Consider the following 19,160-nt stretch of genomic DNA (forward strand, 5'->3'; position numbering starts at 1 on the left):
GCACCCTCCCCGCGTTAAAAAGCGTACCGGGTGCTGAACATGACATTGCGTGGCTCACCGTAGTAGCCGGTGAAGAAGGTCGGGTCCAGGGCGCTGAAATACTGCTTGTCGAACACGTTGTTGACGTTGACAGAAGCGCTCAGCTGCCGGGTGATATCATAACGCGCCATCACGTTGAACACGGCATACTGTTCCTGCGTTGCCTTGCCCTGGCTCGTCGTCAGGCTCATGCCACTCTGCCAGTTCAGGCCCCCGCCGATGGTCAATGGGTTCAGGTCCCCTTGAAGACGGTAGGTCGTCCAGAGCTTTATCAGGTTAGCCGGTGCTTCGGTTCTGATGCGCTCATGGTCGGCATCCTTGGTAACGCTATGGCTGTAGCTCGCGCTGACATGCCAGTCGGGAAGCACTTCGCCAAAGATCTCCATGTCGATACCGCGCGTCTTCGCGCCGGCCACCGCGCGGTAGGCCGACTCGCGCACCGTGCCTTCCACGGTTTCACCCGTGGGAACCCCTAGGTTGTCCTGTTTTATTTCATAAAGGGCAATGGCCGTGTTGACGCGGCCGTCGAAGAACTCGCTTTTCAGGCCAACTTCGTAGTTGTCCCCTTGCCTCGGCTCCAGGTTCCTGCCGTTTTGCTCTCGTAGGGCTTGAGGCTTGTAGATCGTCGTGTAGCTGGCGTACACCGAATGAATGTCGTTGAGGTCATACACCACCCCGGCATAAGGCGTTACGAAGCCGCTTTCACGGCTTTCGGCAGTGCTGGACGAACGCGTGTAAGGCGGGTTGTAGATGGCTTTCTTCTTGTAGCTGTAGTCACCCACGCGCGCACCGACAATCAGCGACAGATCGTCCGCCGGCTTGAAGCGTGCAACCATGTACGCCGCATCCTGGCGAATCGTGGTGTCGTCATTCATCAGTTTACCGACCGAAGTCGGCCGCTCGGTGTCGTTGTCCCAGGTATGGATATTGGCCGGGCGCATCTCCAGGTCGTCATCGTCCGGGTCGCTGTAGTCGTTAAACTGCGAAGCGCTCAGGCCCAATACCAGTTCATGCTCGCGGCCCAGGAACTGGAACGGCCCTTGGGCCATGGCGTCGAGACCCAATTGCCGCTGGGCGCCATAGCCATCTCCCCCGTAAAGGTAGGCGCCCTCACCTGTTTCACGGTCAGGTGCCCCACCACTGAGCGAAGCCAGCGAATATTCCCGGGTGCTGTACATGTTGTTCACGGCCAGCTTCAGTTTCCAGTCGTTGGCCAGGCCGTGCTCAAGGGTCGCGAAAGTATTGAGCGTGTTCTGCTGGCGATAGCTCCAGCGTGCCCCGGCGTTGATGGAGCGTGGGAAGTCAGTCTGCCCGCCGTCGCTGTAGAACAACGGGAAGCTGGCGAAGGATACGCCACGCGGGTCATTCTTCTGGTAGTCGAAACCGACTGTCAGCAGCGTACTGTCGGTAACGTCAGCTTCCAGAATGCCGTAATAGGTCTGCTTCTCCTGCTGGTAGTGGTCAATGAAGCTATTGCCCTGCTGGTAAGCCATGACGGCGCGGCCGCGCAAGCGCGCATCGGCGGTCAGCGGGCCAGACACATCCACCTCGGTGCGATACGTGTCCCACGAGCCTGCGCCGGCACTGACCGAGCCTTGGAACCCGGCGGTTGGCCGCTTGCGGACCAGGTTGACACTGCCAGAGGGGTCGCCGCCACCGGTCATCAAACCGGTGGCGCCCCTGACGATTTCGACCCGGTCATAGACCGAGGTATCAATCAGGCTCTGCGGGCTTGCGCTGGTTTGCACGATCAAGGTGGTCGGGATGCCATCGAACTGGTAACTGTCCAGGGCATACCCACGCGAATAGATGTTCACGCGTTCACTGTCGATGTTCTGCACGGAAAGGCCTGGCGTCTGTTTCAGCACATCGCTCAGTGTGGTGAGTTGCTGGTCTTCCATGCGCTGGCGCGTCATCACGCTGACCGTTTGCGGGGTCTCGCGCAATGACAAGGCAAGCTTGGTGGCGGCGTTGGTGGCACCCGTGGTGTAGGCGCCGGTCCCTTCCGTGATGGCGCCCAGGCCCGCTGCATCGATGGTGGTAGCGCCCAGCTGCAGGGCCCCGCCGGCTTCCATGCTGGCGAGTACGAACCGTTTTTCGCCAGCCTGCACAATGCGCAACCCGCTGCCCTGAAGCACATGGGCGAAACCTTGTTCCACCTCGTAGCTACCGTGCAGCCCTGGCGAGCTCAAGCCCGCTGTTTGTTCCGAGCTGAAGGTGATCATCACGCCGCTGGCGGCAGCGAGCTGACTCAAGGTGGCGGCCAACGTGCCCGCAGGGATGTCATAGTCGATCGGCTTGGCCCAGGCAGGCGTCAACGCCAATACCGCGCCAGCAAAGCACAGGGCCCGTGCTGTGGGTTGGCCGCAAAGGCCAGAAAAGAGGGGGCGTACTTGCATGAAAAGTTTCCTGTCAGCGTTGGCAATGGGTGCGTCTGATGCGCACATGCAGGTAGAGCCGAAACAGGAATGAAAATCTGTTACCCCTCTATGCAGAAAAATTTACCGTCATGCCGCCTGGCGCTCCAGCCTTACCCAGTAACGGGTCAGGCGGCGGACCCGAACAGGCAGTGAGGCCTCGAGGTTGGCCAACGCGCCCTCGGTATCGTCGAGCAAAAAAGTGCCGGAGAGCCGCAGGCCGGCGATATCAGGCGAGCAGCTCAGCACACCGTGGCGATAGCGGGAGAGCTCGGCCAGTACCGCATCCAGGCGCCAGTCCACGACGACCAGCATGCCGCGCGACCACGCAGAGCCCTGCTCTGGCGCTGGCTGCAGGGGGCCTATGGTGGTTGCGCTGAAGCTCACCGCCTGCCCCGCTTCGGCGCGCAGTGCCTGGCCGAGGCCCAGTTGCGGCCTGACCCGCACGGCATGCGCTTGCACGGCAACCCGGGTAGTGCCATCGTCCTGACGCACCGTGAATCGGGTGCCGAGCGCCTCGACACGCCCCTGCGCAGTCTGCACGCTCAGGGCGCGAGGATCTTTTGCGGTATCGACCAGAATGGCACCTTGGCGCAACACGATCAGCCGTTGCTGGGCATCGAACAGCACATCCACCCGTGTGGCGGTATCCAGCACCAGTGCACTGCCATCGGCCAACGTCAGCCGCTGGCGTTGGCCGACGCCCGTGCTGTAGTCGGCGGCGAAGGGCGAAGCCCGATAGCCTGCCCAGCCGGTTGCACCGAGCCCGAGCAGCACGGCCAGCTGTTTGAGTACCGCCCTTCTATGCTGCCGTGCCTGCTCGAAGGTGGTGGAGACCACGCCGGCGGGTGCCAGGCTCAACCGGTGTTGCAACCGTTCTACACGCTGCCAGGCTTGTGCATGCGCGGGGTCGGCATCCAGCCAGGCCTGCCATTGCGCGCGAGTGGCTTGGTTGGCGCTACTGTCATTGAGGCGAACATGCCATTCAACCGCCTGGGCCAGCACCTGGTTCATTCGCCGTCCATCAACAGGCAGTGCATCAGGCCCTTGGCCAGGTGCTTGCGCACGGTGCTGACCGATACATTGAAACGCTCGGCTGCCTTTTCATACGTCAGCCCATCCAGTTGCACCGCTAGGAATATCTGCCGTGTACGCAGCCCCAGGCCGTCGAGCATGCGGTCTATGGCCAGCAGGCTCTCCAGAATGATTGCCCGGGTCTCGGTACAGGGTGCATGAACGTCCGGCCTGGACGCCAATGCTTGCAGGTACGCCTGTTCCAGGCTGCGGCGGCGGTACAGGTCGATGACCAACCCGCGCGCGATGGTCGCCAGGTAATGACGGGGTTGCTGCAGCGAATGGGCGGTGCGCGCGACCAGTACCCGTACGAATGTGTCCTGGGCAAGATCGGCAGCATCCGCCGAATTACTCAAACGTTCGCGCAACCAGCTACGCAGCCAACCGTTGTGATCCTGATACAGCCTGTGCAGGTGTTGATGGTGCGTCGTTTCCGTCACCGATCCGGACATCTTGTAACCCACGCGAAAACGAGAATAGGAATTCATCGCGATTGTAATGGGCTTGTATCTCGCTGGGAAGCTGTGCACCACCGCTAGCGGGTAGTTCACTTGAGTGTGAGTAACACCCAATGGGGCTGCTGCGCAGCCCATCGCCAGCAAGCCAGCTTTCAAAGGGATCGCATCAGGGCTGACAGGTGTTTGTCAGAAGATATGCAGCGCCTGTGAGATCGAGCGCCGCCCGCGCGGCGCTTCGCGGGTAAACCCGCTCCTACATTTGTTTCGGGCCAATTATGCCTGTGGTATTTGCGCGCGAACGCCTTGGCGCCCGACACGATATCGCGTTGTACAAACAAGGCGGTCGCGCGCGCCTGTCACAGGCAATACTGGCCCGAAAAAAACGTAGGAGCGGGTTTACCCGCGAAGCGCCGCGCGGGCGGCGCTCGATCTCACAGGCGCTGAAGATGCTGCGGCTACCCTTGCCAGAAACCATAGAATCTCCCACAGGACCGTGCAATGCTTGAGGGCTATGCTGTTCCTGGGGGAGCTGGCTTGCCGGCGATGGGGCACAGAGCGGCCCCACTTGATAAGTTGTGCGCGGTACGAGTTAGCGGGCGACCCAACTTTCGACTTCATCAGCGCCGTATTGCTGCTTCCACTCTTTCAACTGGCGGTGATTGCCGCCTTTGGTCTCGATAACTTCGCCAGAGTGCGGGTTCTTGTATTGCTTGACCTGTCGGGCACGACGCGGTGCTTTCGCTGTGGCAGCAGGTGCGGACTGACGGTTGGCCTGCGGATCGAGCAAATTGATGATGTCCCGCAGACTGTAGCCATATTCGGCGAGCAGGTCGCGTAGTTTTGTCTCAAACTCGATTTCTTTTTGCAGCTCGGACGAGCCTTTGAGCGCTTCAAGTTCAGCCAATTGCTGGGCCAGTTTTTGTTCAAGCTGACGAAACTCTGCCAGACGCGACATGTACTTACTCCGAAGTGGGTGGGGTGCTAGTTAGAGAATCCTAACGCGGTTCAAGTTCAAACCCAAATGACAATGAGCTCCAGCCCTGCGCAAGTTCTGTAATGGCGCCAGACACGACAGCGGTCATTAGCGCATGCGACAAAATAGCGCGTCACGGAACTTGAACTGCCCGTCACCGATACGGCTTAATGCGCGCGACGTTTTCATGGGTGATTCATGCTTTCAAGAGCGCGTGCGCATCTCTGTCTGTTCGCCTGCTTCGCCGTGCTGTTCAACCTGCTGGCGATGCCGCTCGACCGTGCCTTGCAAACACCCCGCGTCGACAGCCAATCCCTGATTCTCGGCAGCTTTTGCAGCCTGCACGGTGCACAGAGTCTGCCCAAGTCACTGCTGGCCCAGCTCAAGGCCGAGTTGCCACAACTCGATGAACAGCCGGACACGAAACACCAGGCGGGCGACTGCTGCTGTGGTCATGCCGCGCATAGCCTGCTGGCCAGCGACTACTATCGCCACCTGTTCCCGCGGTTCTGGCCCGATGCGCTTCTGCTCGGTGACAGCCACAGGTTGCCACTGCCGCGTGAGCAGTGGCCAAAGCTCAACCCCCGCGCCTCCCCCCTGGCCTGACCCGTCGCTGATTGCCAACGGCTGCCCCGTGACCTGCGGTGCGCAGCCCTGCCCGACTGTCTAGCCAGGAAACTTTCCATGCCTGCGTTGCGTTGTACCGCACGTGCTGCCTTGCCCGTGCTCGTTTTGTTCAGCCTCAGCCCCCTGACACTGGCCGTGGCCGAAACACTGCCTGCTGAAAACTCCACCCTCACCCTTGGCGCGGTCAACGTGACCAGTACCGAAAGCGGCCCGCTGGCCACCAGCAGCGTGCTCAGTTCGGTGGATATCCTGGGCGGCGACATCCTCGAGAAAATGCCGGTGGCCTACAGCTGGGAGCTGTTCAGGCGCGCGCCCGGGGTGTTGCTGACCGAATTCAACCAGGGCACCACCTCGGGCAAGCTGTCGTTTCGCGGCTTCAATGGCGAAGGCGAAGTGAACGCCGTGAAGTTGCTGATCGATGGCATCCCCAGCAACACCAACGACGGCAACATGCCCTTCATCGACTCGGTGTTTCCCATGGACATCGACAGCATCGAGGTGGTGCGTGGTACCAGCGATCCACGCTACGGCCTCAACAACATCGCCGGTAACGTCAATATCCACACCCGCACCGGGGGCAACTACAACAAGGCGCGCCTGCGCTACGGCAGCTTCAATACGCGTGAGGTGCAACTGGCCAAGGGCATCGAGACCAGCAATTGGACGCAGAACTACTTCTTCGCTCGCCAGCAGGTTGATGGCTACCGTGACCATGCCGATACCGAGCGCTACAGCTTCGGCGGCAAATGGTTCTATACCCCAGACGATGGCAGCTACCGCCTTGGTCTGATTGCCCGTCACTACGAGTCAGAGGCTCAGGAGGCGGGCTACCTGACCGAGGATGACGCCCGCCATCATCCACGCATGAGCAATGACTACAACGCCACGGACAAGGGTACCCGGCGGATGAACCAAGTCAGCGTGCACTTCGATAGCGACCTGGCCGACACCTTGTCGTGGTCGGCCAAGACCTACCTCAATACCTTCGACGATCGTCGCTGGACTCAATACTGGCGTACCAGCTCGCAACAGGAACGAGACACCTACGAAGACCAGTACGGTGCCATTACCTCGTTGACCTGGCGGCCACAGGTGGACTGGCTGCATGCCTTCGCGCTGGAAGGTGGCAGCGATGTGCAGAAGCAACAGAACCGCAGCGAGCGCTATCGCACCGTGGAGCGTGTACGCCAGGGGCAGACACGCGACCAGAACTTCGACTTCAACACGGTCGGTGCCTACGTGCAGGCGCAGATCGAGCCGTTCCAATCGTTGAAGATCGTGCCGGCCTACCGGGTGGACAAGATCAGCGGTGACTTCACCAACAAGATGACCGGGCAGGACTACGACATCAACGACTACGGGCTGATCAAGCAGCCCAAGCTCAGCATTGTCTATTCGCCATGGAAGTTTGCCAGCGTCTACGCCAACTGGGGCCGCACCTTCCAGGTCGGGACCGGCGCCGCAGCCTACAAGGTGCCGCCGCGCAATGAGGACCTGGCCCCTTCGATCAACGAAGGCTGGGAAACCGGCATCAAGTTCACCCCGGCCAGCTGGGTCGATGGCCGCGTGGCCTACTGGCAGCAGGACGCCTCTGGCGAAGTGAGCCGTCGCCTGAACGACCCCAGCGGGGAGTCGGACAATGTTGGTGAGACACGGCGCTGGGGCTACGACCTGCAGGTCAACCTGCACCCGAGCGAACGCACCGAGATGTGGATGTCGTACTCATGGCAATACTCGAAGATCCTTGAGCCGAGCAGCGCCCTGCCTGGCAGCAAAGGCAAAGAGATCGACCATGTGCCGCACCACCTGTGGAATACCGGCATCAACTACCAGGCCACGCCTGCCCTGCAACTGAGCGCCTGGGCAAACGGCCAGACCCACTACTACCTGGAGCGCGAGAACACCCAAGGCACCTACGGTGGCTATGTGTTGCTGAACCTGGGGGCAACCTACCAGGTCAGTGCGTCGATGAGCGTGGACCTGCAACTGAAAAACCTGACCAATCGCTATTACGCGTACGCCTGGTACGACCCGGATGGGGCGCACGCTTCGCTGCACGCCCCCGGTGACGGGCGTGCACTCTATGCCGGCGTGACGTTCGACTTCTGATGGCAAAGCGGGCTGGCCGCGGTGGCCCCGAGCAGGCGAGCAGACGCTCGCCTGTAGCACGGCCAGCCTGTTACAGGCTCATGTTCAACGACACGAATGCCGAACGGCCTGGGGCGGTCGAGAACATGGGCTGGTCGTTGCCGCCCCAGAAGAAGTTGTCGTACCAGACATATTCATATTCGCGGCCCAGCAAGTTCTTCACCTGCAGATCCACGCTGGTGGACGGGGTGATCCGGTAACTCACGCTGGCATCCACGACCACGAAGCCACCGTACTTACCCTGCTCGTTGAGCTCATCGATGTAGTAGCTACCCTGTGCCCGCCCCTGCGCGCCGAACTTCCAGTCGTCATTGTAGCGGTACTCTACGCCCACATTGCTGATGTAGCGTGGGGTGGAAAACACCTCTTTTCCTGACAAAGACTGGCCGTTGGCAGCCAGGCCCTTGACCACTTTCGCTTCCTGAACCGCGTGGGACGCCCAGACCGTCCACTGTTCATCCAGCTGTGCGCTGATCTGCATGTCCACGCCACGGCGGCGGGTTTCGCCAAGCCCCACCGTGGTGCCGGTGCTGGGCATGTTCGCAACTTCATCAGTCGCATCCTGCTGCCACAGCGCAAGCCGCGCCTGGGCACCCGGGAACGGCTGGAATTTCACCCCAACCTCCTTGCCCGTATTGATGGACGGGTTGTACGAGGCCTGCCCGGGCAGCAGGTAAGCCGGTTCCGCGGACCCGGTGAGCACCTGGAAGGTGCGCCCCCAGTTGGCGTAAACGTCGATTTCGGGGGTGAGGCTGTAGATCACGCTGAGTTTGGGTTGGCGGATCCAGCCATAGTCCTGCAGGGAGGCCTTGGCGCCGCCGAGCACCTCGGTGTTGCCGGAGAATTTATCCACCCGCATGGCCGGGATGATCTTCAGCGCATCGGTAGGCTGAATGACCGCCTGCACGTACCCGCCGATATTGCGCAGGGTATAAGAGTCGTCATTTTGCACGCGCGCCGGCGGCGCGTCGAAGTCGGTTGGCACACCGTAGTTGTAGCGCAGGCGACGGTACAGGTTGTCCTGCTCTTCGTAGTTGATGCCGCCATCGAGCGTCAGCAAATCGTTGGCGCGCCAGGTCAGGTTGCTGAGCATGCCGCGCTGCTGCTCGTCCCACTGGCGTCGCTGGCGAGGTGCGTTGCCAGGCCGGTAATCGGTGAAGGTGACAGTGCGGTCATCGTTGTAGCTGTTGTAGTACAGCTTGCTGCTCAAGCTAAGGTCGTCGGCCAGCTGCCAGTCACTGTGCACGCTCACCTGCTTCATGTCGCGGTCGTCACCATCATTGCCGTTCTTGGCAGGTGACTGGGTGCGGCTGGCGTGCAGCTGGTCACGGGTGAGGAAGCCCGGCTCCTGGGCTTGGTGATGATAAAGCCGGGCAATCAGCCCGACACGGAAGGTCTGGTCATCGTTGTTGACAAACCATTTGCCGCCCAACGCATATTTGTTCGAGTTGCTGTGGTCGCGGTAGCCGTTGCTGTCCTGCTTGGCAAGCATGTAGTTCTGGGCGAAGTTGCCCTCCTCGTGGCCGACCGCCAACTGCACTTCACGGGTATCGAAGCTGCCGTAGGTCACACGGCTATCGACATAGTTGCCGCCCTGGCGTGTGGCAAAGTTGATGTTTCCACCGATATTGTGCAGCCCATAACGCGGGTCGTTGGTACCGCGCACCACCTCGATGTATTCGATGTCCAACGGGAAAATCATGTCGATGAAGCGCTGGTTGCCGCTGTTGACGTTGCTTGGCACGCCATCGATCAACGTCTTGATGCCGTTGATGTAGCCCTCGCCGTTGAACGCACGGAAACTGACCTTGCCAGACTCTGCACCTTGCCCGGTTTCGGTCAACTGGATGCCTGGCATCTGCCCCAACAGCTGCCAGCTGTTCATCACGTTCTTGTCGCGCACCTGGTCGCTGCCAAGAACGTCGACCGAGGTCAGCACGTTTTCGGTGCTCAAGGCTACGCCGGTGGTCTGGGTGATGTTCACGTCACCGAGCGTGATGGTCGAGGTGCCGGTCTGTCCGGCGACAAGGTCAGGTGTGAACATTGCCGTGAAAATGGCAAACGATGCTTGGGGGAATCGCATGGATAGTCCTGAGTCGGGCATGGGTTGTTGTATGGCAGACAAATGCGCGGCAAGGCCAAAGGCCAGTGCTGCGCTGATTTATGTTATACCATAACTTTTTGCACCACTAGCGTTGGCTGCCGCTGCCCGATCCCGCCTTGGCGCTGCGCCGCCTGCCCCAGCAGAACCGCCGGCTGCGGGCTGCTGGTGCCAGGCGGTTCTTGGCCATGCTAGGAAAGCTGAGTTTTCTCCTGCCGAGCCTGAGCGTGCAGGCCTGCCAACACTTCCCCTGAGTGGGAGCCGGCTGTCTGCGCATTCTGCGCGTACAAACTGTTCCCCTGCGCATCAATGGCAACCACTGCCGGCCCCAGGCCGTTCACATTGATACGTGAAAGCCGATAGTGGGTGACCATCTCCGGCCAGCCGACCTCGACAACCCGCTGAATCGCCCGGGACAGCAAGGTGCAGCCGCCACCCAGGAAGGACAGGTATACGCACCCGACCTTCCTCATTGCCTCGACGCTATGTTCATCCAGGCCACCTTTGCCGCCGACCACCCGAAGGCCGAAACCCTCGATCAAGGTTGGCATGTACGGGTTGAACCGGGTGCTGGTCGTGGGGTTGATGTAGAGCATCTCGAAACGCTCGCCCTCCCCTTGGCTGTAGCCCCCAAGATGAAAAAGCGCTTGGCCGCGCAACTCGACAGGGGGGGCCTCGCCGCTTTCCAGGCAGTGCATCAACCGCTGGTGCGTGGGCAGGCCGGCGGTGATCACCACGTCGCCGTCAACCACCACCAGGTCGCCGGCACGAAGGGAACGGATAGCGTTTTCATCAAATGGCGCTTGAAGCCGCTTCATAGGGCGTTCCTCACTCGAAATAATCGACGCGACCGTCCGGGTGGATCCGGGCGGAACGACGTCGGTTGATCCAGCAGTTGAAGCACACCGCCACCGGCGTGAAACCATGGCCGGACGCGTAATCCACGTGCACCGCCATGGCCGTACTATCCCCCCCGGTACCCATGGGGCCGAACCCTGTGGCATTGACGGCTTGGCGCAAGCGTTCTTCCATGTCCGCCAGCACTGGCTCGGGGTTGGATGTTCCGATCTGGCGCAGCATGGCCTGCTTGGCCAGTTTCGCGGCGTAGTCGAAGGTGCCGCCAATCCCGACACCGATCACCACCGGAGGACAGTGCTGAGGGCCAGCCTTGAGGACCACTCCCATGACATACCGCTCGATGTCCTCAAGGCTTGGAAAGGTGAAGATTTCCAGTGCTGCCCAGCGCCCGGAGCCCAGGGCTTTGGGTGAACAGGTGATCTCGACGTAGTCAGCGTCATCGATCAATTCGAAGGTGGTGATGGGCATGTCCTTGCCCGCGTAGCCACGCTCAAGGGTCAGTGGGTTGGTCACATGGGCCAGCATGGGTGGCTGGATGGTGGCGACGAGGTCGCTGAAACCATCGGTGATGGCCTGCTTCACCGGCCCATCGAAATTGACCTTGGTGCCAACCTTGACGAAATACACCGGCACGCCCGAGTCGGAGCAGACAAAATGATTTTCCTCTTCCGCCGCGCGTGCGCTGGCGATCATGATGTCCAGGGTCTGGCTTGCGGTCTGATTGCGCTCCACGGCCTTCGCCTGGGCAAGCGCGCGCTTGGTGTCTTCAGGGATTTTCTTCAGCGAGCGCTCATAGAGTTCGGCAGTCACTTGGCGTAGCAAGTCCGACGAGATGGTACCCATTACAGGCTCCTCAGCATTGTTCTTGTAAGAAGCCAGGCAAGCCTGGCTTGAGGTGTTGCGTCAAACGCGTTCAAAGGCCAGCACCAGGCCCTGGCCGACCCCAACGCACATCGTGGCCAAGCCGCGCCGGCCGCCCTGCCTCAGCCTTGCCCATTACAAACGGTGCTCTGGACATCGACTCGACCCCAACGGCAATGGCCAACACCATTTCGCCGCAGGCAACTGCCCGATTGCGGTTGTCCTCACCGGGCACAGCCCAGGAACACTTCCTCGTCAGTGGGCTTTAACGACGGGCTTGCCGGCTTCAGCCGGGGTGCCCAGCAGGATCATCGCGGCGCCGGTCAGCATCAGCACGCCATAGGCGGCCTGGGATGCGGCCATGCTGCCGGTCAGATCGATCAGTGCACCCACCAGCGCCGGCATGAACACGTTACCGACACCGGCCAGTGTGGTGACCAGGGCGATGCTGCCCGCTGCTGCCTTGCCGGTCAGCAGGCTGCCGGGCAATGTCCAGAACGGACCGGTCGCACCCAGAACCGATGCGGTGGCGACGATCAGCAGAATCACCGAGACAGTGGTGCTGGGTTGCAGAATGGCCAGGGTCAACCAGCCAAGCGCCGAAATGCTCAAGCAGATCGCCACATGCCAGCGGCGCTCCATGACCTTGTCCGAATGCTTGCCCACCAGGTACTGCGCGATCACACCCACCATGAACGGCAGTGCCGACAGCAGGCCGACATGGAACAGGTCGGTGATGCCCGTTTTGCGAATGATGGTCGGCACCCAGAATGCAGCCGCCACTGCGCCACTGAAAACCGCGAGTGCGGTGAACGCCAGCACATACACGCGCTTGTCCTTGAACGCCCCCCAGAGGGAATGGTGTTCGTTGGCATTGCTGGTGTCATCTGCCGCCAACTCGTCGAGAATGACTTGGCGCTCCTGCTCGGACAGCCACTTGGCTTCCTTGGGCGAGTTGTCCAGCAACAGGTAGGTGGCAACGCCCATCACGCAGGCCGGCAGGCCGGCGACCAGGAACAGTATCTGCCAACCCTTCAGGCCGAACAAACCGTCCAGGTGCTGCATGATGCCGCCCGCCAAGGGCCCGCCGATCATGCCGGAAATAGGGATCGCAGCCATGAACATCGCCGTTACGCTGGCTCGGCGGTTACGCGGCACCCACAGCGTGAGGAACAGCAACACCCCCGGGAAGAAGCCCGCTTCGGCCACACCCAGCGCAAAGCGCAGGATGTAGAACATGGTTTCGCTTTGCATCATGGAGAACGCCGCACAGGCGATACCCCACATGATCATGATGCGCAGCACCGTCTTGCGAAAACCGATGCGCTGCAGCATCAGGTTGCTGGGGATCTCGAACAGGATATAGCCGACGAAGAAAATGCCGGCGCCGATGCCGTACACCATTTCGCCGAAACCAAGGTCAGTCATGAAGCCGAGCTTGGCGAAGCCGATGACGTTGCGGTCAATCAGTGCCAAGACATAGCAGATCATGAGCAGTGGCAGGATCTTCCATTTCACACGGGCGAACGTCCGCTGGGCGAACTGTTCGTCGGTGTAAGCCTGGACGGCATCTGCACTTTCGCGCGCTGTGATCATTGTGGGTTGCCCTGTTGTTGTTATCGGTTTTGCCGTCACACGAGCGTGCCGCTCAGTGTACGGCTATCAGCCAAGCCCTGGGCGCTTGCTGTGATCCCATGAGACCGCTGCACGACCTAAAAGTCAATAGGTCATTTTTATAGCCTATTGACTTTTAGGCCGTCCTCGCCGGTAATTGTGGTGGGCTGACGCGATGCCAGCCGATAGAAACGCCCCCACATAGGACAGGTAACAATGACAACAAACCTGAACCGGCAGCTGCTGACGCTGACCACACTTACCCTCGCCGTGTCGTCAGGCGTACAAGCCGCTTTTCTCGATGACAGCAAGACCTCGGTGGACTCCAGAACCTTCTATTTCCAGAACGATTACCGCGATGGCAGCGGCCAGAACCGCGTCGAAGAAAGTGCCCAGGGCCTGACCTTTCGCTTCCAGTCCGGCTACACCGAAGGCGACATTGGCCTGGGCCTGGATGCAGCACTGATGTACGGCCTCAAGCTCGACTCAAGTCCGCAGCGAAGCGGCTCTGGTCTACTGCCGCGTAACGCCGAAAGCCGCCCGGGTGGCCCCAGCTATGCCCGCGAGTCACAGGACGAATACAGCAAATTGGCCCTCACCGCGAAGGTGAGGCTGTACCAGGACACGCAAGTGCTGGTCGGTACCATCAACCCGAGCCTGGGCGTGTTGCAGCCAAGCACCACCCGGCTGTTCCCTCAGGACTTCCGCGGCACCCAGGTCACCAACACCTCGATCACCGGGCTGACCCTGCGCGCCGGCAGGCTCGACCGCGCCCGCCACCGGGACTCCACCGATTACCAGGGCATCGGTATCGCCTACGCCAACGGGCAATACCCACGCACCGACAACCGCGACTTCAAATACGCCGCAGCAGACTACGCGCTGGGCAAGGATGTGGTGCTCAGTTACAACATCGGTGAGCTAGAAGACGTCTACCGCCAACACTTCGTCGGCATCAAAGGCAAGTTGCCGGCGGGGCCGGGGCGCCTGGTCAGCGACATCAGGCTGTTCGCTTCCCGGGAAGCCGGCGCTGGCGACGCCGGCGCTATCGACAACCGGGTGTACAGCGGGCTGTTCGGCTACGAGTGGAACGGCCACACGTTGCAGGCCGGCTACCAGAAGGTCGATGGCAAAGGCGCATACCCGCAGCTGGAAAATACAGCCACCTACCTGCACACCGAAATGATGCTGACCAACTTCGCCAAGCAGAACCAGGCTTCATGGCTGGCGCGCTATGACTACAACTTCGCGGCTGCCGGCCTTCCCGGGCTGATGCTGACCGTGCGCTATGTGAAAAGTGACAACGCCCACGTCGTCGGGGTGCAGCACGATGGCCGCGAGCGGGAACTGGATACCGATATCGGCTACGTGGTGCAAAGCGGCACGTTCAAGGACCTCGCCGTGCGCTGGCGCCATGGCGTGCTGCGCAGCAATTACCAGCGCAACAGCGACCAGGACCGCCTGATCGTCGACTACAGCTTCAAGTTCTGATCCAGCTCATTCCACCCTCCCCCACGCCGGCCACGCTCTGGCGGGTGGGGGGCAGGGGCTTCTCCCCAACCGGAAGGTGTTCAATGAAACTGTCGAAATTAGTCGCCCCTCTGAGTGTCTTGTGCGCAATTGCGCTCGCCCCGGCCGCCTGGTCGCAGGACAACATCGCCCACCGTACCATCCAGCATGCCGACGCCACCATCGCCTACTCGGTACAGGGCCAGGGGCCGCTGGTGATGATCCTGGCCTCCACTGGTCGCGGCAGCGCCGAATTCGCCCCATTGGCCGAGCAACTGGTGCGCCGCGGCTATCGCGTGGTCTTGCCCGAGCCCAGGGGGGTGGCAGGCAGTAAAGGGCCGATGAAAAACGTGACGTTCCACGATTTCGGCGACGACTTCGCCAACGTGATCGCCGCCGAAGGCGGCCCGGCAATCGTTGCCGGGCATGCGTACGGCCAGTGGATCGCCAAGACCATCGCCAGCGACCACCCACAGGCTGTGCGTGGGATCGTGCTGCTTGCCGGTGGCGCACGCCAGTGGCCCAGCGAGCTGTCCGATGCCATCACCCGGATCAACGCCGAGCAAACGCCCGAGGATGAAAAACTCGCCGCGTTGCGCCTGGCCTTCTTCGCCGAAGGCAATGATCCGCGCCCCTGGCTGACCGGGTGGCACCCGCAGGTCACCCAAAGCCAGCGGGAGGCACGTGGCAATACCCCCAAGGAAAGTTACTGGGCAGGCGGCAGCGCCCCGATGCTGGACTTGCAGGCTGACGCCGACCCCTTCCGGCCCGAGCGCTCGCGCATGGAAACCAAGGAGGAGTTCGGCGATCGGGTAACGATCAAGGTCATCCCACATGCAAGCCATGCGCTGCCGGCGGAGAAGCCCTTGGAAACCGCCAACGCCATTGCCGATTGGGCTGATGGCTTACCTCGGTAAGCATGACGAAAAAAGGGAGATCATCACTGATCTCCCTTTGCGCCACCCCGCCTGATCAGCGCCCGACGAACACCGGGACGCGCTTCTCCACCACAGCCCGGGTCGCTTCACGGGCATCCTCGGTCGCCATCAGCCGGGTGCTGAAGCCCTGCTCGACCTGATAGCCGTCTTCGACCTGCATGAACTCGATCTCGTTGAGCGACGCCTTGCCCATGCGCAAGCCCAGCGGGCTCTTGCTCGCGATCAGCCGGGCCAGCTCCTGGGCCCGCGACATCAGCGCCTCAGGCGCCAGAACCTCCTCGACCAGGCCAATGCGCAGCGCCTCTGCGGCGTCGATCGGCAGCCCGGTGAAGAACATCTTGCGCAGGTTGCCCTGCCCGATCAAACGCCCAAGGTGCGCGCCGCCGCCACAGCGGCCGACGTTGATCTCCGGCATGCTGAACTTTGCCCGTTCGCTGGCGAGGCGGATATCACAGACTGCCGCCAGCACGGTTCCGGCACCCAACGCAGGGCCGTTCACCGCTGCGATCACCGGCACGGCGCACTGGCGTACCGCCGCGAAACATTGCCGCACGACTGCCGCACGCGCAGGGTCTTCATCGACGGTCGCGGCAAGGAACTCGTGCAGATCCAGGCCAGCACAGAAGGCCCGATCACCGGCAGCGGTGAAAATCACGCAGTTGACCGCCGGGTCGTTTCCCAGGCGGGTGAACAGTTCGCCGATAGCCTGGTAGTGGGCCAAGGTGATTGCGTTCACCGGTGCACGGTCCAGCGTGACGACCGCCACGCCCTCGTTGATCTCAAGCTTCAAATCTTGCATCACGCGCTTTCCTTACTGTCGAAACCGAAAAGATGAGCAGGGTTGTCCACCAGGATCTGACGAACGATCGCTTCGTCCCCTACCCAGTTCATGAACACGTCCAGCAACTGGCCGACGTCCGGCGATTGTTCGGCCATGCGCACAAAGGGCCAGTCAGACCCCCACAGCAGCCTGTCTGGCCGCTTGTTCACCAGGGCCTGGTGGAATGGCTGCAGCTCGGCGTATGCAGGTGCCTGACGGGACACCCGGCACAGCGACAGCTTGGCCCACACCTGGCCGCTGTCGAGCAGGGCCAGAAACTGCTGGAACGCCGCACCTTCCACGCCGGCCGCCACATCGAATTGCCCCATGTGGTCGAACACGATCGGCATATCGAGATGCCTGACCGTCTCGAAGACACGCGGGCAGTCCTGGGCCTTGGCCCAGATGTGCGCGTGCCAGCCCCGTTCGCGCATGCGTGGCGCCAATTGGCACAGGGTATCGACGCCTATGCTGCCGGCGTAACGCTTGCCGCTGCTGGGGTCGAGCATCTCGATAAAGCGCAAACCGCGTACACCCGCCTGATGCAAGGTGTCGAGGCTGGCGTCGCTGATGCTCGCATCGGCAACGGCGACGCCCCGTGCCCGGCCGGCCAGCTCACCCAGGGCATTGACCAGGGCGCGGGTATCGGTGCCATAAGGTGCCGGCTGCACCAGCACGCCCCGGTCCAGGCCGACGCTGTCCAGCATCTGGCGATAGACCGAGGGCGCCGCCAATGGAATCGCATACGTGGCCGGGCCGGTGGCAAAGGTATCGAGCGGGCCGAAGACGTGGCAGTGCACGTCACAGGCACCCGCCGGCACGCTTCGAGCGGTGTGCGCCGGCATGCGCGGTTCAATGGTGTCCATCAACGCTCCCCCATCGCAGGGTGTGCGCCAGCCTGGAAAACCGCCGGCGCCGGCTCTGTCAAACGCGGTAAGCCGCACTGGGCATCGGTTGCCACTTGCAGGGGCGCCTTGACCTCATCGGGCAACGGAATACGGTGCACGTTCAGGGTCATGGCAACCAAGGTGTAGTAGCCGATCACCGAAGACAATTCGACCACGCCCACCGTGCCCCAGCGCGCATGAATGCGCTCGTACACGTCTTCCTGAACGTCGCCATGCAGTTGCATCTGCCGGGCGAAGGTATAAATGTCCCAGGCCTCCGAGTCGTCGAACACCGGTGCCTCCCCTGCTGCAATGGCGTCGATGATCGTGCTCTGCAACCCGGCCTTGGCTGCGTCGTCGGCGTGAATATGCCATTCCAGCTGGCCATTCCAGCGCCGCGCAGTGACCAGGATCGCCAGTTCACTCAAGCGTTTGGGCAGCACCGTGTCGTAACGCAGTACCTCGCCCAGGCGCTGCCAGCGGTCAGCCAGCACCGGGTTATGCATGGCGGCCCGCAAAGGGCCCACAAGGCGCCCGCGGGGGCCACGGACAACGGCTTCATAAACTTCAGCCTGCGCCTCGGACATGGTGCGGGCATCAAACAGCGGAATTCTGGCCATGACTCACTCCTGCGAGGCGGCGGATGGAACAGGGATCGTGATGCCAAGCTCACGCAACACCTCAGCCGTGTGCTGGCCCAACAGCGGCGGTGCACGGTTGAAATCCAGGCTGGCATTGCGCATGCGAATCGGGCTTACCACTTGCGGTACCACGCCCGCCAGTGGGTGGGGCAGCTGACGCAGCATTTCTCGGGCCTGGACCTGCTCGTCGGCGAACACCATGGGCACCGTGTTGATCGGCCCGCACGGCACCTTGGCTGCTTCCAGCGCGCTCAGCCATTCCTGCAGCGGGCGCTCGGCAAGCCGCTCGGCGATAAGGCGCAGCAAGGACGGCAGGTTGTCGACCCGGGCCTGGTTGGTGGCATACAGGGGGTCGTCGGCCAGTGCTGGCACTGCAATCGCTTCGCAGAACCGCCGGAACTGACCGTCGTTGCCTACCGCCAGCACGATGTGGCCATCGGCACACTTGAAAACATCTTGTGGCTGTATGTTCGGGTGGCGATTGCCAGCGCGCTGCGGGGTCTTGCCCGATACCAGGTGGTTCATGGCCTGGTTCGCCAGCACCGCCGTCTGCACATCCAGCATGGCCAGGTCGATATACTCGCCCTCACCGGTGCGCTCGCGGTGCGCCAGTGCAGCCAGCACCGCCACGGTGGCATACATGCCGGTCATGATGTCGACGATCGGGATACCGACCTTCTGTGGCCCACCGCCCGGCAGGTCGTCCCGCTCCCCGGTCACGCTCATCAGGCCGCCCATGGCCTGGATCATGAAATCGTAGGCGGCGTTGTCACGCTTGGGTCCGGTTTGCCCGAACCCGGTAATGGAGCAGTAGATGATATCCGGCTTTACCGCCTTGAGATCGTCATAACCCAGGCCGTAGCGGCTCAAGGTACCGACCTTGAAGTTCTCCAGGACTATATCCGACGCGGCCGCCAGCTCCCTGACCACCTGCTGCCCGGCCGGGTCCGCCAGGTCGACGGTGACCGAGCGTTTGCCGCGGTTGACCGACAGGTAGTAGCCGGCTTCTTTCGTCGCGTTGCCTGCTTGGTCTTTCAGGAAGGGAGGCCCCCAGGTACGGGTGTCATCCCCGACCTCGGGGCGCTCGACTTTGATTACGTCAGCACCAAGGTCAGCCAGAACCTGTCCCGACCAGGGGCCTGCCATGATCCGGCTCAGATCGAGAACGCGGATATGTGAAAGTGGGCCTGCCATG

16 protein-coding genes and 1 pseudogene are annotated in these 19,160 nt (G+C 61.8%); 4 read left to right on the top strand and 13 right to left on the bottom strand.

Annotated features, from left to right (window positions below; translation table 11 throughout):
* Positions 1–14: 14 nt before the first annotated feature.
* The 4 genes from GEV39_RS12145 to GEV39_RS12160 form a co-directional block, all read right to left on the bottom strand.
* A complete protein-coding gene (locus tag GEV39_RS12145) occupies positions 15–2,438 on the bottom strand; it encodes a TonB-dependent siderophore receptor (protein WP_173889270.1) in 2,424 nt (807 codons plus the stop codon).
* A gap of 108 nt (positions 2,439–2,546) precedes the next feature.
* Positions 2,547–3,470, bottom strand: coding sequence for a FecR domain-containing protein (locus GEV39_RS12150; protein ID WP_173889272.1), 924 nt, complete (start codon positions 3,468–3,470; stop codon positions 2,547–2,549).
* Positions 3,467–3,982, bottom strand: coding sequence for a sigma-70 family RNA polymerase sigma factor (locus tag GEV39_RS12155; protein ID WP_173891698.1), 516 nt, complete (start codon positions 3,980–3,982; stop codon positions 3,467–3,469). The genes GEV39_RS12150 and GEV39_RS12155 overlap by 4 nt, the downstream gene beginning before the upstream one ends.
* 595 nt (positions 3,983–4,577) lie before the next feature.
* On the bottom strand, positions 4,578–4,943 hold the full coding sequence (locus GEV39_RS12160; protein ID WP_009684832.1) for a histone-like nucleoid-structuring protein, MvaT/MvaU family: 366 nt from the start codon (positions 4,941–4,943) through the stop codon (positions 4,578–4,580).
* 216 nt (positions 4,944–5,159) lie between these two features.
* On the opposite strand from GEV39_RS12160, the gene GEV39_RS12165 reads away from it, so the two are divergent.
* Both GEV39_RS12165 and GEV39_RS12170 read left to right on the top strand, forming a co-directional pair.
* The gene (locus GEV39_RS12165; protein WP_173889274.1) at positions 5,160–5,567 is read left to right on the top strand and encodes a DUF2946 family protein; all 408 of its coding nucleotides are present in this window, start codon (positions 5,160–5,162) and stop codon (positions 5,565–5,567) included.
* A gap of 78 nt (positions 5,568–5,645) precedes the next feature.
* Positions 5,646–7,697 carry a TonB-dependent receptor gene (locus GEV39_RS12170; protein WP_173889276.1) on the top strand — a complete coding sequence of 684 codons (2,052 nt, stop codon included), beginning with the start codon at positions 5,646–5,648 and terminating at the stop codon, positions 7,695–7,697.
* A 70-nt stretch (positions 7,698–7,767) separates the two neighbouring features.
* Here GEV39_RS12170 and GEV39_RS12175 read toward each other — a convergent pair whose 3' ends face one another.
* The 5 genes and pseudogenes from GEV39_RS12175 to GEV39_RS12190 form a co-directional block, all read right to left on the bottom strand.
* Positions 7,768–9,819, bottom strand: a complete 2,052-nt coding sequence (locus GEV39_RS12175; protein ID WP_173889278.1) for a TonB-dependent receptor — start codon at positions 9,817–9,819, stop codon at positions 7,768–7,770.
* A 209-nt stretch (positions 9,820–10,028) separates the two neighbouring features.
* The gene (locus tag GEV39_RS12180; RefSeq protein ID WP_173889280.1) at positions 10,029–10,655 is read right to left on the bottom strand and encodes a fumarate hydratase C-terminal domain-containing protein; all 627 of its coding nucleotides are present in this window, start codon (positions 10,653–10,655) and stop codon (positions 10,029–10,031) included.
* Positions 10,656–10,665: 10 nt separating this feature from the next.
* Entirely contained in the window at positions 10,666–11,538 is an 873-nt protein-coding gene (locus GEV39_RS12185; RefSeq protein WP_173889282.1) for a fumarate hydratase, read from the bottom strand.
* Between the two features lie 136 nt (positions 11,539–11,674).
* Positions 11,675–11,767, bottom strand: a pseudogene (locus tag GEV39_RS26100) (hypothetical protein); the annotation flags it as partial.
* A gap of 44 nt (positions 11,768–11,811) precedes the next feature.
* A complete protein-coding gene (locus GEV39_RS12190) occupies positions 11,812–13,152 on the bottom strand; it encodes an MFS transporter (RefSeq protein WP_173889283.1) in 1,341 nt (446 codons plus the stop codon).
* A 234-nt stretch (positions 13,153–13,386) separates the two neighbouring features.
* Here GEV39_RS12190 and GEV39_RS12195 point away from each other — a divergent pair, with 234 nt between their 5' ends.
* Together GEV39_RS12195 and GEV39_RS12200 are read left to right on the top strand one after the other, a co-directional pair.
* The gene (locus GEV39_RS12195; RefSeq protein ID WP_173889285.1) at positions 13,387–14,661 is read left to right on the top strand and encodes an OprD family outer membrane porin; all 1,275 of its coding nucleotides are present in this window, start codon (positions 13,387–13,389) and stop codon (positions 14,659–14,661) included.
* Positions 14,662–14,744: 83 nt separating this feature from the next.
* Positions 14,745–15,596 (top strand): alpha/beta fold hydrolase, encoded by an 852-nt coding sequence (locus GEV39_RS12200; protein WP_173889287.1) that lies wholly within the window; start codon positions 14,745–14,747, stop codon positions 15,594–15,596.
* A 55-nt stretch (positions 15,597–15,651) separates the two neighbouring features.
* Here the strand turns inward: GEV39_RS12200 and GEV39_RS12205 are convergent, their stop codons facing one another.
* Genes GEV39_RS12205 through GEV39_RS12220 form a run of 4 tightly spaced genes read right to left on the bottom strand, consistent with a single transcriptional unit; the run spans position 15,652 to position 19,159 of the window.
* The gene (locus GEV39_RS12205; protein WP_173889289.1) at positions 15,652–16,416 is read right to left on the bottom strand and encodes an enoyl-CoA hydratase-related protein; all 765 of its coding nucleotides are present in this window, start codon (positions 16,414–16,416) and stop codon (positions 15,652–15,654) included.
* On the bottom strand, positions 16,416–17,303 hold the full coding sequence (locus GEV39_RS12210) for an amidohydrolase family protein (RefSeq protein WP_173889291.1): 888 nt from the start codon (positions 17,301–17,303) through the stop codon (positions 16,416–16,418). Before GEV39_RS12210 ends, GEV39_RS12205 begins: the two co-directional genes overlap by 1 nt.
* Positions 17,303–17,944: a carboxymuconolactone decarboxylase family protein gene (locus GEV39_RS12215; protein WP_054911572.1), complete on the bottom strand. Its 642-nt coding sequence runs from the start codon at positions 17,942–17,944 to the stop codon at positions 17,303–17,305. Before GEV39_RS12215 ends, GEV39_RS12210 begins: the two co-directional genes overlap by 1 nt.
* 3 nt (positions 17,945–17,947) lie before the next feature.
* Positions 17,948–19,159, bottom strand: coding sequence for a CaiB/BaiF CoA transferase family protein (locus GEV39_RS12220; RefSeq protein WP_173889293.1), 1,212 nt, complete (start codon positions 19,157–19,159; stop codon positions 17,948–17,950).
* Position 19,160: the final 1 nt, after the last annotated feature.

It is taken from the genome of Pseudomonas sp. NY5710 (genome assembly GCF_013305665.1).
Taxonomy (GTDB): domain Bacteria; phylum Pseudomonadota; class Gammaproteobacteria; order Pseudomonadales; family Pseudomonadaceae; genus Aquipseudomonas; species Aquipseudomonas juntendi.

Coding starts and splice junctions, on each gene's coding strand:
- GEV39_RS12165 (WP_173889274.1), top strand. CDS start 5,160: ATGCTTTCAAGAGCGCGTGCGCATCTCTGTCTGTTCGCCTGCTTCGCC.
- GEV39_RS12220 (WP_173889293.1), bottom strand. CDS start 19,159: ATGGCAGGCCCACTTTCACATATCCGCGTTCTCGATCTGAGCCGGATC.
- GEV39_RS12155 (WP_173891698.1), bottom strand. CDS start 3,982: ATGTCCGGATCGGTGACGGAAACGACGCACCATCAACACCTGCACAGG.
- GEV39_RS12210 (WP_173889291.1), bottom strand. CDS start 17,303: ATGGACACCATTGAACCGCGCATGCCGGCGCACACCGCTCGAAGCGTG.
- GEV39_RS12145 (WP_173889270.1), bottom strand. CDS start 2,438: ATGCAAGTACGCCCCCTCTTTTCTGGCCTTTGCGGCCAACCCACAGCA.
- GEV39_RS12190 (WP_173889283.1), bottom strand. CDS start 13,152: ATGATCACAGCGCGCGAAAGTGCAGATGCCGTCCAGGCTTACACCGAC.
- GEV39_RS12180 (WP_173889280.1), bottom strand. CDS start 10,655: ATGAAGCGGCTTCAAGCGCCATTTGATGAAAACGCTATCCGTTCCCTT.
- GEV39_RS12215 (WP_054911572.1), bottom strand. CDS start 17,944: ATGGCCAGAATTCCGCTGTTTGATGCCCGCACCATGTCCGAGGCGCAG.
- GEV39_RS12160 (WP_009684832.1), bottom strand. CDS start 4,943: ATGTCGCGTCTGGCAGAGTTTCGTCAGCTTGAACAAAAACTGGCCCAG.
- GEV39_RS12185 (WP_173889282.1), bottom strand. CDS start 11,538: ATGGGTACCATCTCGTCGGACTTGCTACGCCAAGTGACTGCCGAACTC.
- GEV39_RS12170 (WP_173889276.1), top strand. CDS start 5,646: ATGCCTGCGTTGCGTTGTACCGCACGTGCTGCCTTGCCCGTGCTCGTT.
- GEV39_RS12175 (WP_173889278.1), bottom strand. CDS start 9,819: ATGCGATTCCCCCAAGCATCGTTTGCCATTTTCACGGCAATGTTCACA.
- GEV39_RS12195 (WP_173889285.1), top strand. CDS start 13,387: ATGACAACAAACCTGAACCGGCAGCTGCTGACGCTGACCACACTTACC.
- GEV39_RS12200 (WP_173889287.1), top strand. CDS start 14,745: ATGAAACTGTCGAAATTAGTCGCCCCTCTGAGTGTCTTGTGCGCAATT.
- GEV39_RS12150 (WP_173889272.1), bottom strand. CDS start 3,470: ATGAACCAGGTGCTGGCCCAGGCGGTTGAATGGCATGTTCGCCTCAAT.
- GEV39_RS12205 (WP_173889289.1), bottom strand. CDS start 16,416: ATGCAAGATTTGAAGCTTGAGATCAACGAGGGCGTGGCGGTCGTCACG.